Raw genomic sequence first — 15,629 nt, forward strand, 5'->3', positions numbered from 1 at the left:
GCCGTTGCAGTTGCCAGGCCAGCGCCAGCAGCGGCAATCCCGCGCCCGCCAGACCCAGCAACACGCTGGTCAAGTCCATAGCCATAGCCACTCCTGCCGATTCGATAAAGCCTGAAGGTTAACCAAGCCGTGGGGCGTTGGACAGCTCAGTCTTCGAGCAGTCCGAGTTCCCGTTGTGCACGCCGGTCGCCGGCGCGGGCGGCCTGGCGCAGCAGATCCTGCCCGATGCGCCGATCACGGGCATTGCCGCACTCGCGGCACATCAATTGGCCGAGACGACTTTGCGCGGCGACCACGCCTTCGCGCGCCGGTTGCTTGAGCAGACGCCCCGCCAGATGCTTGGCATTACGGCTATCGCCCAGGCGCGGGCTGTCGAGCAGCCATTCGGCCACACGCACGGAAAATCGCTTGGGAGGGGTAACACGAGGGTGTTCGGAGGTAACAGAGTCTGATACTGAGCGAAACTTCATAAAACACTGTGGGACAGATCGGAAGGCGCGCCACTCTACTCTCTTTTTCGTACAGGTAAAGTCGAAAAAAACCCGGCACGCCCGTCCTAGAGCAAGCGCTAGGGACAATCCACAGAAGCTGTGGATAACTCAGTGGACAACCGCTCCCGAACCTCCGCAAAGCCTTGTGGAATGGGGCTCGCAGTCAAACTGACGATTTTTTCACCAACAAAAAAAGACGATATTTTTCATTGACTTAAACTTTTGATACAGGCAGCCATCGGGGTCAGGATTGATATGACAGCAAGGTTACCGTCTGCGCAACTAATGTGCACAAGTACCTGTTACCCGGTTATATCGATGCGCTTTTTTGGCCCTTTTGGCGCCTCGGACTGGGGATAAGCGGGTTGGCGCTGGGCATGGCTGCACGCTTTTGTGGCGACGGATGGTTTCTTCGCGAGCAGGCTTGCTCCTGCAATCGGCCCCGTTCTCCTGTGGGAGCGAGCCTGCTCGCGAAGGGGCCAGCCCTGTCCCCCGTGATCCGCGCCACCGACCGAAATCTTTTTTTGCCGCCGGGTTTGCATTGCCCAGGACGTTCCGTTACTATCCGCGGCGTTAGTACCAAGCTGAAAGTCAATTCCGGTCGAACACATCCCCACGGTCAACCTTCTTCCCAGAAGCCCTTCACCGAAAAAAGCGGGAACGACCCCTCGATGGTTTCCAGGTAAATCTTGCGCCGACACTGCCTTTGAATGAATGCAAAGGGTGTTGCGAAGACCACTTACTCTGACCGAACCAACCTGCAAATTGATCAGGATCTTCACCCCGGGCCCAGAACCTTTGCCCTCGATGTGTTGCCTGTCCTCCTAAGTACCTACCTGCCAGCCCAAGCGCGCCAACTTAATAGCGCTTCAAACTGGCTGCTTTGTTCCAGTCGGGTTCTTTGTTCGACCAATGGTGGTCGACATTACTGGAACGTTTTAACGTTGCACGGTTCTTATCCGTGTCATTTGTAGGAACACCTAATAACTATGTCTACTCAAATCCAGACTCAGGATGCCATTCGCACCCTAACCAACGCTTTTGCCCCAATGAACTGCCTGATCATGGCCGCTCGCAAAGGCTGCTTCAGCTTCACCGTGGTCAATGAACACGGGATCGCCCGCCACAGCGAGCGTCTGTACCCCGATCAATACTCCAGCGCCGAACCGCTGCAGGCCATTATTGATCGTACGCGTCAGGCCTTGATTGCCTGAGAGCCGAAAAGGCTGCAAAAGCAAAAGCCCCGCACACAATGCGGGGCTTTTTATTGCCTGATGTTTCGCTTTTAACCCTTCATGCCTAAGCACCTTCGGATATAACGCTTGCGGCTCGCTGCCGGAAATATTTTAAAAACAGGCCTTTACGTCGCAAATATGACACTACACTTCAACTCAAGCGGCTTGATCCGCTTCCGGCGAGCCTGAGTCGATCCACCGCTGCCAAGGCCCCTTCAGGTATCGCCGCCCCATTACAAGATCCGAGGGTTTTATGGGTATCGCTGCCAGCGAACTGTGCCGCTATGTGATCCGTCCCACACTGATCTATCTGGGACGCCACTGCGTAACCGCCGAATCCCTGCTGCTGGGGATAGCGGCCAGCCAGTCCGCCCTCGGTTCCGCCCTGCATGACCGCCGGGGCCACGGCCTTTACCGGATTGCCGAGCACCGTCACCAGGCCCTTTGGGATCACTATCTGGCGCTCGATCCGGAGCGTGCCAGCCTCGTCCGCGGCCTCGCCAGCCAGCATGCCTTTCTCAGTGGCCCGCACCTGGAATTGACCGTCAACCTGCGTTACGCCACTGCCATCGCCTGGCTGCTGGTAGAAGAACAACACCCCACCCTCCCCGCTCCGGACGATCTGCTGGGTATGGCGCGAATCTGGCGTCAGACCTTCCAGCCTCAGGGACGTCTGCGCGACTTCACCTGCGCCTGGCAAACCTGTGTTTCACCGATGAATCAGGTCGCGTGTTGACTGGCGAGTTTTAGAAGATCGCTCAACAGGTCGCGAATCTGGTCGGATTGTCCTACAAAACCGCTCTAACTCAAGCCATACGGACTATAGCGCTGGGACGAAAATGTTGGTAATTTTCGCCCCGGTGATCACCAGGAGTTCTAATAATGAAAAAAGTCATGCTCAAAACCACCCTTAGCCTCGCCGTTACCATGGCATCCACCCAGATCTTCGCAGCTGGCTTTGCCATCAACGAACACAGCATCAGCGGGATGGGCACTGGTTACGCTGGGCGATCCTCTTCTGCCGACGACGCAAGCACTGTTTATGGCAACCCTGCCGGCATGTCGCGCCTCACGCGCGAACAAGTCACTGGCGGTGTTGCATTTCTCGATGCCAAGACCGATATCAGCGACGCCAGCTCCAGCCCTAACGGCGGCAGCAACAAAGGCGACATGGTGCCCTTCACCTCCGTACCTATGGGCTTCTACGTCAAACCGATCGACGAGCATTGGGCATTCGGCCTCGGCGTGTACGTGCCGTTCGGTCTGATTACCGACTACGAAAAAGGCTTTGGCGGCCGTTACTTCGGCAGCAAGTCCGAAGTACAAGTCATCACTTTCCAGCCAACTGTCAGCTACAAGTTCAACGACGTGGTGTCGATCGGTTTCGGTCCGACCATCAACCGCATCGACGGCACGCTGGAATCCAACCTGTCGATCACTCAGGCTGCGCCGGACGGCAAGGTCAAGATCAAGGGTGACGACACCGCGCTGGGCTACAACATCGGCGTGCTGGTACAGGCCACCGACACCACTCGTCTGGGTCTGACCTACCACTCGAAAGTCGATTACAAGCTCGAAGGCAACACCAAGGTCAACTACGGCGTATTGGGCGCCGTCGGCCTAAGCGCCCAGCAGAAGTACGACGCTTCGCTGAAGATCACCACCCCTGAATCCGTGGACTTCTCGGTTACTCAGGCGATCAACGATCGCTGGAACGTTTACGCCGGTTCGACCTGGACCCGCTGGAGCCAGTTGAAGAAGATCACCGTTGAAAACTCGGGCGTACAGCCGCTGCTGGCCGGTCAGTTCGGCGAGATTACCGAAGAGCAGAACTGGCACGACTCCTGGGCTTACGCCGTGGGTACTTCGTATCAGTTGAACAAGGAATGGGTACTGCGTACCGGTCTGACCTTCGACCAGTCGCCGACCAACAACGTCGACCGTTCGCCACGCATCCCGACCGGCGACCGCACGATCTTCAGCATCGGTGCCGGCTGGAGCCCGACCGAAGACCTGACCATCGACGTCGCTTACTCGTACCTGAAGGAAGAGTCGGTCAAGATTCGCAACGAAAACAATCGTGGCCAGAGCTACGACGCCAAGTATGAAAACTCGGCAAACGGTTTCGGTGTTGGCGCGACCTATCGCTTCTGATGCTGCACGGCGAGGCTAAACCCTCGCCCACAAAAAAGCCCCGCTCTCTTTGCAGAAAGCGGGGCTTTTTTGTGCCTGTTCAAACACCACAGATCAAATGTGGGAGCGGGCTTGCTCGCGAATGCGGTCTGACCTTCAAAACAAGTGCTGAAAGATCCGCAGCCTTCGCGAGCAAGCCCGCTCCCACAAAAAGCGTGTGTTATCAGTTGAGCGGTTTTGAGGCGATGGCCTTTTCAACTGCCGCAATGAACTCTGGATCATCCGGCTTGGTCAGGCTGGAGAAGTTCGCGACCACCTTGCCCTGACGGTCGATCACGTATTTGTAGAAATTCCACTTCGGTGCGCTGCTCTGCTTGGCCAGCACCTTGAACAGGTGAGTGGCGTCGTCGCCACGGACTTTCTGCGGTTCGGTCATGGTGAACGTCACACCGTAGTTGGCGTAGCAGACCTTGGCGGTTTCGGCGCTGTCCTTGGACTCCTGCTTGAAGTCATTGGACGGCACGCCGAGCATTTCCAGGCCTTGCGCCTTGTAATGCTGATTGAGCGCTTCGAGGCCCTCGAACTGCGGGGCGAAGCCGCAGAAACTGGCGGTATTGACCACCACCAGCGGCTTGCCGGCGTAGCGCTGGCACAGATCGACGGATTCCTTGGCGCGCAACTTGGGCAACGAACCTTGCAGCGCCTCCGGACAGTCAGCGGCCTGGGCCAGTCCGGTCAACGCCATCAGCAACGCGGGTACAGCACACCAGCGCATGAGCATGTCGGGGCATCCTTTGAGCAGTCATCAGACTCCCGACGTTACTCGCCATCCAAGCCTACAAGCAAGCGCCCAGGCCCAACTGCATTAACGCCAGGCCGCCCTGATGCCAGCCCCACCACACCAGCGCCAGCAACAGCGCGCCGAGTGCGGTGAAGGCGATTTGAGGCCAGGAGCGTTTCATACGGCGCCGACAGCCGGCTGCAGACGTGCCACAGGACGCTCGCGTACCGGCCAGTTCAGCGCGGCTGCCAGCAGACTCAAGAGAATCGCCACTTGCCAGATCAAGTCATAACTCCCGGTACGGTCATACACCACCCCACCCAGCCAGCCGCCGAGGAACGAGCCGAGCTGATGGAACAGGAACACGATACCGCCGAGCATGGACAGATTGCGCACGCCAAACAAGGTCGCCACCGTGCCGTTGGTCAATGGCACCGTCGACAGCCAGAGGAAGCCCATGGCCATGCCGAACAGGTACGCCGAGGTCGTCGTCACCGGCAGCCACAGGAACAGCACGATCACCACCGCACGCAGCAGGTACAACGCCGTCAGCAGACGCGGCTTGGACATGCGCCCACCGAGCCAGCCGGCAGTATAAGTGCCGAAGATATTGAACAGCCCGATCAGCGCCAGCACCGTGGTACCGACCGTCGCCGGCAGATGCTGATCGACCAGATAGGCCGGCAGGTGCACACCGATGAACACCACCTGGAAGCCGCAAACGAAAAAGCCGAACGCCAACAGCCAGAACCCCGAGTGGGAGCAGGCTTCGCGCAATGCTTCGGACAAGCTCTGCTCATGGCCGAGCACCGGCAGCGGCTTGTCCTTGAGCATGCTCACCAGCGGCACGATCAGCGCCACCAGCAGGCCAAGCACCAGCAGCGCCGCCGACCAGCCGAGCCAGCCGATCAAGCCCAAAGTGCCCGGCAACATCGCAAACTGGCCAAATGAGCCGGCGGCACTGGCGATGCCCATGCCCATGCTGCGTTTTTCCGGCGGTACGGCGCGGCCAACCACACCGAGAATCACCGAGAACGAAGTGCCGGAGAGACCGATGCCGATCAACAGACCGGCACTCAGCGACAGGGTCAGCGCCGAATCGGACAGCCCCATGCACACCAGGCCCGCGGCATACAGCACGCCGCCGACCAGCACCACTTTCGCCGCCCCGAAACGGTCAGCCAGCGCGCCAGTGAACGGCTGCGCCAGGCCCCAGATCAGGTTCTGCAAAGCGATCGCGAAGGCAAACACTTCGCGCCCCCAGCCGAATTGCGCGCTCATCGGCGACAGGAACAGACCGAAGCCGTGCCGCACGCCCAATGACAACGCCAGAATCAGCGCACTTCCCAGCAACACCCAACCGCACGTACGCCACATCGATGTCATTGTTATTCTCCGTTCGCGGGTATATACCCGCTTAAAACCGGAAAAACCGGCCTTCAGGCCAGTTCGTCCAAAAGTCGCAGCAAGGTTTCACGCTTCTCGGCGCCCAGACGATCGATCAATCGCTGTTGCGCCGCTTCCCAGGCCGGCAGCGCCGCCGCGAGGCGCTGTGCACCGGTTTCGGTGAGACGGACGATGCGGTTACGCATGTCCTCACCCTCGGCCAGCGCCACCAGGCCCTCGCCTTCGAGCACCCGCAGGTTACGCCCCAGGGTGCTGCGATCCAGGCCCATGGCTTCGGCCAGTTCCGAGATGCTCGGTTGATCCAGACGCTGCAGATTGCACAGCAAAGAATACTGGGCAACGTTGATCCCGAAGCCGTCGAGAGCGCCGTCGTAATGCCTGCTGACGCCACGAGCGGCGCGACGCAGGTTGGTGCACAAACACTGAGAAGGAAGCATGATGCGTGTATATACCCGCGACTGTGTTAAATCAAGTTACACATGAGTTTTACCACTACATTTGTAGCGCCTGACAGGCCGCTTTCGCGAGCAGGCTCGCTCCCACAGGGGAATGCATTCCAAATGTGGGAGCGAGCCTGCTCGCGAAGAGGCCGGCGGTGTCTTGGCAATATGTCAGACCAACACCACCCCAACCAACACCACCATCTCCAGCAATTCCAGCAACGCCCCCGCCGTATCGCCCGTAGTCCCGCCCAACCGCCGCATCATCACCCGCCGCAGCCAGACAAACCCGACCAACGCGAAAACCAGCGCAACAATCGCTTTCACCCCGCCGATCAACAAACAACCCAGCGCACTCGCCCCAAGCACCCACCAACCAGCTCTACGCGGCAAATGATCAGCCAACGCCTGCCCCAACCCACCCGCGCGCACATACGGCGTGGTCAGAAACAGCCCTAGCAGCGCCGCCCGCCCCAACAACGGAACGATGATCAACATCACTGCGTACCCTTGCTCGATCAGCGCCAGCAACGCGCAGAACTTCAGCAGCAACACCAACACCAGCGTCACCACGGCACTCGGCCCGCTGCGCGGATCCTTCATGATCGTCAGCGTGCGCTCGCGATCACCGAAACCGCCAAGCCAGGCATCGGCACTGTCAGCCAGACCATCGAGGTGCAGCGCGCCACTGAGCAGCACCCACACCGTCAGCAACAGCGCCGCATGCAGCAACAACGGCGCGCCGGCCAACGCCAGGTTGAATGCCCAGAGGATCCCTCCGAACAGCAACCCCACCAGCGGATAAAACACCAGCGAACGCCCGAGCTGTTGCGGCTCCGGCATACCCGGCAGACGAATCGGCAAACTGCTGAGAAATTGCAGGGCGATCCACAGTGGCAGCATCTCAGTGACCTTCCTTGAGCACGCCATCTGCTTCGACGCTGAGCGCAAACAGCGAAGCATGCGCGACTTCGACATTGAGCAACTGTTCACGCGGCAAACCTCGCGCTTGCGCCAGCAACAGACGCATCACGCCGCCATGACTGATCAACAAAACACGTTCACCGGCATAGGCCTGATGCAACCGCGCAACCGCGCCCAGCACACGTTCAGCAAAATTGCTGACCGGCTCACCCTGCGGCGGCGTGAACGAATACGGATCGGCCCAGAACAACCCCAGCGCTTCGGCATCAGTCTCCATCAACGCCGCTGCGCTCTGGCCCTCCCAGGCACCAAAATGCAGCTCCTGCAGATCCTTTTCCAGCTGCACCGGCAGATTCAGTTGCTCGCCCAGCTCTGCAGCGAACCGCGCACAACGCTGCAACGGCGAACTGATCAACCGATCCCACGGCCCGCCCGCCAGCACCGCGGCACGCATCTGTGCCCACCCCTTTTCGGTGAGCGCATCATCGAGACTGCCGCGCAAACCGCCGCCCAGTTCAGTTTCACCGTGGCGCAACAGGTCCAGTCGCAACGTCATGCCGGACGATCCGCCACCGCAGCTTCGGCGAACGTCGCCATCTGCCCGTGAAGGTCACAGGCCAGACGCAACAGCGGCACGGCCAACGCCGCCCCGCTGCCCTCGCCCAAACGCAGGCCGAGCTCCAGCAACGGTTCGGCGTTAAGGGTTTCCAGCACATGGCGATGGCCCGGCTCGGCCCCACGATGACCGAACAGCAGCCACTCGCGGCAGGCCGGGTTCAGCCGCACCGCGACCAACGCGGCGACCGTACAGATAAAGCCGTCGACCAGCACCGCGACGCCTTCCTGCGCACACGCCAGGTACGCGCCGACCAGTGCGGCGATTTCAAAACCGCCGAGGTTGAACAGGGTTTGCAGCGCATCGCCACGTTGCGCCGCGTGCAGCGCCAGTGCGCGCTCGATCACTTGTGCTTTATGGCTGACGCCCTCGGCATTCAACCCCGTGCCGGGACCGGTCAAGTGCTCCACCGGACAGTCGAGCAAGGCACACGCCAGCGCACTGGCGGCAGTGGTGTTGCCGATGCCCATTTCGCCGCCGATGAACAACTGTGTGCCGGCCGCTTTGGCGCGCAGCACGCTGTCGCGACCGGCCTGCAAGGCGAGTTCGCCCTGTGCCTGGGTCATCGCCGCGCCCTTGGCGAAATTCGCCGTGCCCGGGCCGATGTTCAGATGACGCACGCCCGGCAGATTCAACGACGGCGTCACGGTGCCCAGATCGACCACTTCCAGCTGCGCATCGAGCTGCCGCGCCAACACGCTGATCGCCGCACCGCCGCTGACAAAGTTGAGCAACATCTGCCCGGTGACTTCCTGCGGGAATGCCGAAACGCCTTCCGCGACCACCCCGTGATCACCGGCGAAAATCGCGATCCAGACCTGCTCCAGCGTCGGTTTGATCTGCCCCTGCAATCCGGCCAGTTGCACCGCCACGCTTTCGAGGCGACCGAGGGAGCCGGCCGGTTTGGTCAGTTGCTGCTGGCGCGCCGCCGCCTGTTCAACGATCTCGGCATTCACGGATTGGCACGGGTTCAACCACCACGCTTGAGTCATAACGCAGGTCCTTTCAGGGTCAGGGGCAGGCCGGCGACGGTCAGGACGACTCGCTGACAACGCTCGGCCAGAGCTTGATGCAGCCAACCGGCTTCATCGACGTAGCGGCGAGTCAATTCGCCCAGCGGCACGACACCCATTCCGGTCTCGTTGCTGACAAAAATGATTTCCCCCGGCAATGACGCCAGGCAGTCCAGCAGGGCGTCGCGCTCGGCGGCGAGACGCGCGGCGTCATCAAGCATCAGTAGATTGGTCAGCCACAGGGTCAGGCAGTCGACCAGCAAGCAACGCTCGGCACTGGCGTTCTCGCGCAGGACGCGGGCCAGCTCCAGCGGTTCTTCGATCAGCGCCCATTCGGCCGGACGCCGGGCGCGGTGATGGGCGACCCGCTCGTTCATTTCGCCGTCCAGCGGCTGGCTGGTGGCGATGTAAGTGACGGCCAGACGGCTGTCGCTGGCGAGTTTTTCCGCCAGGCGACTTTTGCCGGAGCGGGCGCCGCCGAGGATCAGTTGGAGCATGGTTCATTCCTTCAAATTAGCGGTGTACCGACTTCAGTCATCGCGAGCAGGCTCACTCCTACAGGAGATCGCATTCCCCTGTAGGAGTGAGCCTGCTCGCGATGAATCCACCTCAAATCCCGCAGAGCTGACGCAACAATTCAGTATCCAGATGCTGCTCCACCAGATCCGCCAACCGCTCGATATCGCGCTCGCGCAAGCCGTGGTAATCCACCTCCTGCACATCGCTCAACCCGGCCCAGCGCAGCAACGCGGCACTGGCTTGCGGTGATTCGAACAAGCCATGCAGATAGGTGCCGAACACCTGACCGTCGAGACTCTGCGCGCCATCGCAACGACCGTCATCCAGATGCACCGCCGCATTCTCCAGCGCCGGCCCCACCGTCACGCCGGCATGGATTTCATAGCCACTGACCTTGGCGTTTTCCAGCGCCAGACACCCGCGTACATTGCGCAACTGCTTCTCGGCTTCAAGCGTGGTTTCGAACGCCAGCAAGCCCAGACCTGCACTGGAACCCCGCGCGCCTTCCAGGCCCAGCGGATCGTGCACCTGCTCTCCGAGCATTTGCAGACCGCCGCAGATCCCCAGCAACTTGCCGCCATAGCGCAAGTGCCGATTAATCGCCGCGTCCCAGCCGTTGGCGCGCAGATACGCCAGATCGCTGCGCACGCTTTTCGAGCCCGGCAGGATGATCAGGTCGGCAGCAGGAATCGCCTGCCCCGGGCCGATGAATTGCAGATCCACTTGCGGATGCAAACGCAGTGGATCGAAATCGGTGTGGTTGCTGATGCGCGGCAGCACCGGCACCACCACTTTCAGCACTTGCTCGGCCTTGTCGGTCTGGCGCTGGTCGATGCCGTCCTCGGCCTCCAGATGCAGGTCCATCACGTACGGCAGCACACCGATAACCGGTTTGCCGGTGCGCTGTTCCAGCCAGTCGAGGCCCGGTTGGAGCAAGGCGATGTCACCGCGAAAACGGTTGATGATGAAGCCCTTGACCCGCGCCTGCTCGCTCGGCGACAGCAGCTCCAGCGTGCCGACCAGATGCGCAAAAACGCCGCCGCGATTGATGTCGGCGATCAGCAGCACCGGGCAATCCACCGCTTCGGCAAAGCCCATGTTGGCGATGTCCCCGGCACGCAGATTGATCTCGGCCGGCGAGCCAGCGCCTTCGACCATCACCAGCGGATACGCCGCGCTGAGCCGTTGATGCGACGCGAGCACCGCCTGCATGGCGATGGCTTTGTAGTCGTGATACGCCACCGCGTTCATGCTGGTGACCGCGCGGCCATGGATGATCACCTGCGCGCCGGTATCGCTGTTGGGCTTGAGCAGCACCGGGTTCATGTCGGTGTGCGGTTCGAGATGCGCGGCTTGTGCCTGCACCGCTTGCGCCCGGCCGATCTCGCCGCCGTCGGCGGTCACCGCGCTGTTGAGCGCCATGTTCTGCGGTTTGAACGGCACCACCGCCACACCCTGACGGGTGGCCCAGCGGCACAGCGCCGTCACCAGCGTACTTTTACCGGCATCGGACGTGGTGCCCTGAACCATCAAGGTTGTCATTGGGTTTCCTTGGCGAAAGCTTGCAGCGCCTGTTCGAGACGCGCTTCTTCAGCGGCGTTGGCAGGCAGGCCGAAACGCAGGCTGCTGTTGTGGGTGAAGATGCGCAGGAGGATGCCGCGTCGGGCCATGAACTCGTGCAGCGCAGGCGCGTGCTCGGTGATCAGCCACTGAAACAACGCGCAACCGCCCTGAGGTTTGAAGCCATAGCGCTCCAGCAACAACGCGAGGCGTTCACTGGCTTCATCGCTGCGAATGCGTTGCCGGGTGTGCGCTTCGGTGTCTTGCAGGCAAGCCTGACCGAGCACCCGCGTCGGCCCGCTGACCGCCCAGGGTCCGACCTGTTCCGCGAGCAATCTGAGCAACTTGCGCTCGGCCAGCACAAAGCCCAGACGCACACCGGCCAGACCGAAAAACTTGCCGAAGGAACGCAGCACAATCAAACCGATCTGGTGGGTATGCGGCGCCAGACTCAGCTGCGGTGTGTTATCCATGAACGCTTCATCGACCACCAGCCAGCCGCCACGCTGGGCCAGCCGCGCGTGCCAGTCGAGCAGTCGCGCCGGGGTCAGGCTCAGGCCGGTGGGGTTGTTCGGATTGACCACCACCAGCACGTCGAGGCTGTCGAGGAAGAATTCGACTTCCTGCTCCAGCACTTCGCGCACGATGTAACCGCTGCGGCGCCAGGCTTCGGCGTGCTCGGCATAACACGGCGACAACACACCGACCTTGCCGGCGCGGCGCAAACGCGGCAGCAACTGAATCGCCATCTGCGAACCGGCCACCGGCAGCACCTGCGAAGCGCCGTAGTAATCACACGCGGCCTGTTCCAGCCCGTCATCGGTTTCCGGCAAGCGTGCCCAGGCGCGCAGCGGAATTTCCGGCACCGCAAACGGCCACGGCGCGAGGCCGCTGGAGAGGTCGAGCCAGTCAGCCTCGGCAATCCCGTAATCGAGTGCAGCCTTGCGCAGCCGGCCACCGTGCTCAAGCATAGAATTCAGCCCCCACGCAGAGAATCAGCAGCCATAACCATACCCCGCGCTGGACCAATTGCCAGCCGCGATCAATCGAATCGGCATCGGCCGGCGAACCTTCGCCCAGTTGCGGACGCTCATGCAGTTCGCCGTGATAGATCGCCGGGCCGCCCAGTTCGACATTCAATGCACCGGCACCGGCCGCCATCACCGGACCGGCATTCGGGCTGTCCCATTGCGGGCCCTGGCTGCGCCAGCATTTCCAGGCGAGCCGAGTGTTGCCCAGCAGCGCGTAGGTCAGCGCCACCAGCCGGGCCGGAATGTAGTTGAGCACGTCGTCGATTTTTGCCGCGCACCAGCCGAAGCGTTCGAAGCGTTCGTTGCGATAGCCCCACATAGCGTCGAGCGTATTGCTCAGGCGATAGAGCACCACGCCCGGCGCGCCGGCCACGACAAACCAGAACAGCGCGGCGAACACCGCGTCACTGCCGTTCTCCAGTACCGACTCAGTGGCCGCGCGCGCAACGGCGGTGCTGTCCAGTTCGCTGGTCTGGCGGCTGACCAGATAGCCGACGCGTTTGCGCGCCTCTTCCAGATCATCGGCGCGCAAGGCGGCGGCTACCGGCGCGACATGCTCACCGAGGCTGCGCATGCCGAGGGCGCAATACAGCGCCAGAATCTCGACGATCCAGCCCACGTACGGTGCCCAGGAAAACGCGGTGGCGAGCAAGGTCAGCGGCAGCACGGCGATCACCCACGCGGTGACCCCGTGACTGCGCCAGCCGCGCCCGCCCGCATTGAAACGGCGCTCGATGCGTCCGGCAAAATTGCCGAACGCCACCAGCGGATGCCAGCGTTTCGGTTCACCCAGCAGCGCATCCAGCGCGACCGCGGCGACACTCAACAACGCCACACTCATTGACTCACTCCCCAATAATTTTCGTACAGCAACTCATTGAGCGGCCGCGCCTGCGCCCACCCTTCGAGTACCAGCATCGGCGCCGGATAGAATTCCTTGACCGGCCCCAGACACAACACCGCCAACGGCTTGGCCCCGGCCGGCAACTGCAGCAGATCGGCCAGTGCCTGCGGTTCGAACAGCGACACCCAGCCCATGCCCAGCCCCTCGGCTCGGGACGCCAGCCACAGATTCTGAATCGCGCAGGACAGCGAGGCCATGTCCATTTCCGGCAGCGTACGACGGCCGAAAATATGTTTTTCGCGATCGTCCATCAGCGCCGCGACCAGGACTTCGGCGCAGTCGTTGATGCCTTCGACCTTGAGCTTCATGAACTCGTCACTGCGCTCGCCGAGGGCTTCGGCGGTGCGGATGCGTTCTTCTTCGACGAGGTTCTGGATCTGCCCGCGCAAGGCGCGATCGCTGATGCGGATGAAACGCCATGGCTGCATCAGGCCGACGCTGGGCGCCTGATGCGCGGCTTCGAGCAGACGGCGCAGCAGCTCCGGTTCGACCGTGCCGCCGGTGAAGTGGCGCATGTCGCGGCGTTCGGCGATGGCTTTATAGACCGCTGTGCGCTCGGCCTCAGTGAATGCGTTGTCGGTCATGGCCTGCTCGCGAAAGCGGCCTGACATTCTGGCGCAAACAATGCGGCAATCGCCTTCGGATTCGACGGAAAGTAGAAATGCACGTACGACGCCGTCATCCGCCCTTCCCGATAAACCGCCTCCGCCCCACGCCCGCCATTCGGACTCAGGCCCCGGGCAATCGGCGTCAGTTCGGTGCTGGTCAGGGAATGGTGATAGGTGTGCCCACGCAGCGAGCCCTCCGGCAGATCCACCGCTTGCAGTGCCAGTGCCGCCAGACGTTTTTGCATCACCGCCTCACCGCGCAGCAGCCCGACCAATTCGGCGCGGATGCCGTCGACATCGGTCAACGCATCGAGCAGGTAGAGCATGCCGCCGCACTCGGCGAGCAACGGTTTGCCGGCGGCGTGGTGCGCACGGATCGCATCGAGCATCGCAGTGTTTTCTGCCAGCGCGACATGGTGCAATTCCGGATAACCACCGGGCAGATACAGACTGTCGGCCTCGGGCAATTGCGTATCGCGGATCGGCGAGAAGAAACTCAACTCGGCGCCCATCGCCCGTAGCAGGTCGAGACTGGCGCCGTAGGTGAAGGCAAAGGCCTCATCGCGAGCGACAGCAATGCGCACGCCGTCGAGCAGCGGTTCAGCGCTGATCATTTCAGGCGCGGCGAATTCCACGGCCGGTGGCAGCGCTACCTCGCAACTGCTGGCCAGTGCTTCAGCCGCCGCGTCGAGACGCAGATCCAGATCATTCAGTTCACTGGCCTGCACCAGACCGAGATGGCGGCTCGGCAACTCGATCCCGGTCTCGCGGGACAATGCGCCGTACCAGCGCAAACCTTCGGTGAGGCTGCCTTCGAGCAATTGCGCATGACGCAAGGTGCCGACACGGTTGGCCAGCACGCCGGCAAACGGCAGGTCCGGCTGGTAACGCGCCAGCCCCAACGCCAATGCGCCGAAGGTCTGGGCCATGGCGGTGCCGTCGATCACGCCGAGTACCGGCACGCCGAAATGCCGCGCCAGATCGGCGCTGGACGGCGTGCCGTCGAACAGGCCCATCACGCCTTCGATCAGGATCAGATCGGCTTCGGCGGCGGCTTCCCACAACAGGCGGCGGCTTTCCTGCTCGCCGACCATCCACATGTCCAGTTGATACACCGGCGCACCGCTGGCGCGCTCGAGAATCATCGGGTCGAGGAAGTCCGGGCCGCACTTGAACACGCGCACCTTGCGCCCCTGGTTGCGATGCAAGCGAGCGAGCGCGGCGGTGACGGTGGTCTTGCCCTGACCGGAGGCCGGCGCGGCAATCAGTACCGCCGGGCAGTGACGTGGTTGATTCAAAGTTCGACGCCTTTCTGCGCTTTGATACCGGCCTGGAAGGCGTGTTTGAGCATGCCCATTTCGGTGACGGTATCGCCCATCTCGATCATTTCCGGCTTGGCCGCGCGACCGGTGACGATCACGTGTTGCATCGGCGGACGCGCCTGCAAGTCGCTGAGCACTCGATCCAGATCGAGGTAGCCGTGCTTGAGGGCGATGTTCAGTTCGTCCAGCACCACCAGGCCGATCGACGGATCACGCAGCAGCTCGCGGGACACTTCCCACGCGGCTTCGGCGGCGGCGATGTCACGCTGGCGATCCTGGGTTTCCCAGGTGAAGCCCTCGCCCATCACGTGAAAACGCACTTGCTCGGGGAAGCGGCGGAAGAACAGTTCTTCGCCCGTGCTGTTGCGACCCTTGATGAACTGCACCACGCCGCACTGCATGCCATGGCCCATGGCGCGGGCGAGCATGCCGAACGCCGAGCTGCTTTTGCCTTTGCCATTGCCGGTCAGCACCAGCACCAGGCCGCACTCGTCAGGGGAATTGGCGATGCGTTCGTCGATCACGGCTTTTTTGCGCTGCATACGCGCCAGATGGCGTTCGTCGCGCTCGGGGGAATCGGTCATGGGGGAGCTCTCCGTTGAGGCTGGATAACGGCGGGCAGGCACAAGAATAGACGGCAAAAAG

The 15,629-nt window shown here is 61.9% G+C and carries 18 protein-coding genes; 3 read left to right on the forward strand and 15 right to left on the reverse strand.

Annotated features, from left to right (window positions below; genetic code table 11):
* Positions 1 to 146 precede the first annotated feature (146 nt).
* The gene (locus tag AC3WMV_RS26485) at positions 147 to 470 is read right to left on the reverse strand and encodes an SEL1-like repeat protein (RefSeq protein WP_081730279.1); all 324 of its coding nucleotides are present in this window, start codon (positions 468 to 470) and stop codon (positions 147 to 149) included.
* Positions 471 to 1,480: 1,010 nt separating this feature from the next.
* Between AC3WMV_RS26485 and AC3WMV_RS26490 the strand changes: the two genes are divergently transcribed.
* From AC3WMV_RS26490 to AC3WMV_RS26500, 3 genes are all read left to right on the forward strand, one after another.
* Positions 1,481 to 1,705 (forward strand): hypothetical protein, encoded by a 225-nt coding sequence (locus tag AC3WMV_RS26490; RefSeq protein WP_007962908.1) that lies wholly within the window; start codon positions 1,481 to 1,483, stop codon positions 1,703 to 1,705.
* Positions 1,706 to 1,979: 274 nt separating this feature from the next.
* Entirely contained in the window at positions 1,980 to 2,462 is a 483-nt protein-coding gene (locus tag AC3WMV_RS26495) for a hypothetical protein (RefSeq protein WP_103369752.1), read from the forward strand.
* A 146-nt stretch (positions 2,463 to 2,608) separates the two neighbouring features.
* Complete coding sequence (locus AC3WMV_RS26500) at positions 2,609 to 3,880, forward strand: OmpP1/FadL family transporter (RefSeq protein ID WP_103370576.1); 1,272 nt, start codon at positions 2,609 to 2,611, stop codon at positions 3,878 to 3,880.
* Between the two features lie 202 nt (positions 3,881 to 4,082).
* Here AC3WMV_RS26500 and AC3WMV_RS26505 read toward each other — a convergent pair whose 3' ends face one another.
* The 14 genes from AC3WMV_RS26505 to cobO all read right to left on the reverse strand — a co-directional run bounded on the left by AC3WMV_RS26505 (position 4,083) and on the right by cobO (position 15,568).
* Entirely contained in the window at positions 4,083 to 4,640 is a 558-nt protein-coding gene (locus AC3WMV_RS26505) for a glutathione peroxidase (protein WP_103369754.1), read from the reverse strand.
* Between the two features lie 55 nt (positions 4,641 to 4,695).
* On the reverse strand, positions 4,696 to 4,821 hold the full coding sequence (locus AC3WMV_RS26510) for a hypothetical protein (RefSeq protein ID WP_256214479.1): 126 nt from the start codon (positions 4,819 to 4,821) through the stop codon (positions 4,696 to 4,698).
* Positions 4,818 to 6,026: an MFS transporter gene (locus AC3WMV_RS26515; RefSeq protein ID WP_097087521.1), complete on the reverse strand. Its 1,209-nt coding sequence runs from the start codon at positions 6,024 to 6,026 to the stop codon at positions 4,818 to 4,820. The genes AC3WMV_RS26510 and AC3WMV_RS26515 overlap by 4 nt, the downstream gene beginning before the upstream one ends.
* 53 nt (positions 6,027 to 6,079) lie before the next feature.
* Positions 6,080 to 6,484 carry a MarR family winged helix-turn-helix transcriptional regulator gene (locus AC3WMV_RS26520; RefSeq protein WP_007950413.1) on the reverse strand — a complete coding sequence of 135 codons (405 nt, stop codon included), beginning with the start codon at positions 6,482 to 6,484 and terminating at the stop codon, positions 6,080 to 6,082.
* A 174-nt stretch (positions 6,485 to 6,658) separates the two neighbouring features.
* On the reverse strand, positions 6,659 to 7,390 hold the full coding sequence (locus AC3WMV_RS26525) for an adenosylcobinamide-GDP ribazoletransferase (RefSeq protein WP_027614066.1): 732 nt from the start codon (positions 7,388 to 7,390) through the stop codon (positions 6,659 to 6,661).
* Between the two features lies 1 nt (position 7,391).
* A complete protein-coding gene (gene cobC / locus AC3WMV_RS26530; RefSeq protein WP_027614065.1) occupies positions 7,392 to 7,967 on the reverse strand; it encodes an alpha-ribazole phosphatase family protein in 576 nt (191 codons plus the stop codon).
* Positions 7,964 to 9,019: a nicotinate-nucleotide--dimethylbenzimidazole phosphoribosyltransferase gene (gene cobT, locus AC3WMV_RS26535; protein ID WP_103369314.1), complete on the reverse strand. Its 1,056-nt coding sequence runs from the start codon at positions 9,017 to 9,019 to the stop codon at positions 7,964 to 7,966. The genes cobC and cobT overlap by 4 nt, the downstream gene beginning before the upstream one ends.
* On the reverse strand, positions 9,016 to 9,537 hold the full coding sequence (gene cobU / locus AC3WMV_RS26540) for a bifunctional adenosylcobinamide kinase/adenosylcobinamide-phosphate guanylyltransferase (protein WP_103369313.1): 522 nt from the start codon (positions 9,535 to 9,537) through the stop codon (positions 9,016 to 9,018). The genes cobT and cobU overlap by 4 nt, the downstream gene beginning before the upstream one ends.
* Positions 9,538 to 9,649: 112 nt before the next feature.
* Positions 9,650 to 11,101 carry a cobyric acid synthase gene (locus tag AC3WMV_RS26545; RefSeq protein ID WP_103369312.1) on the reverse strand — a complete coding sequence of 484 codons (1,452 nt, stop codon included), beginning with the start codon at positions 11,099 to 11,101 and terminating at the stop codon, positions 9,650 to 9,652.
* Entirely contained in the window at positions 11,098 to 12,090 is a 993-nt protein-coding gene (gene cobD / locus AC3WMV_RS26550) for a threonine-phosphate decarboxylase CobD (protein ID WP_027614061.1), read from the reverse strand. Before cobD ends, AC3WMV_RS26545 begins: the two co-directional genes overlap by 4 nt.
* Positions 12,083 to 12,991 (reverse strand): adenosylcobinamide-phosphate synthase CbiB, encoded by a 909-nt coding sequence (cbiB, locus tag AC3WMV_RS26555; RefSeq protein WP_097087506.1) that lies wholly within the window; start codon positions 12,989 to 12,991, stop codon positions 12,083 to 12,085. The genes cobD and cbiB overlap by 8 nt, the downstream gene beginning before the upstream one ends.
* Positions 12,988 to 13,638 (reverse strand): 5,6-dimethylbenzimidazole synthase, encoded by a 651-nt coding sequence (gene bluB / locus AC3WMV_RS26560; RefSeq protein WP_103369311.1) that lies wholly within the window; start codon positions 13,636 to 13,638, stop codon positions 12,988 to 12,990. The genes cbiB and bluB overlap by 4 nt, the downstream gene beginning before the upstream one ends.
* Entirely contained in the window at positions 13,635 to 14,960 is a 1,326-nt protein-coding gene (locus AC3WMV_RS26565; protein ID WP_103369310.1) for a cobyrinic acid a,c-diamide synthase CobB, read from the reverse strand. Before AC3WMV_RS26565 ends, bluB begins: the two co-directional genes overlap by 4 nt.
* Positions 14,957 to 15,568, reverse strand: coding sequence for a cob(I)yrinic acid a,c-diamide adenosyltransferase (gene cobO, locus AC3WMV_RS26570; protein WP_027614057.1), 612 nt, complete (start codon positions 15,566 to 15,568; stop codon positions 14,957 to 14,959). The genes AC3WMV_RS26565 and cobO overlap by 4 nt, the downstream gene beginning before the upstream one ends.
* Between the last annotated feature and the right edge of the window lie 61 nt (positions 15,569 to 15,629).

The sequence above is a fragment of the Pseudomonas sp. FW305-3-2-15-E-TSA4 genome, from assembly GCF_058787295.1.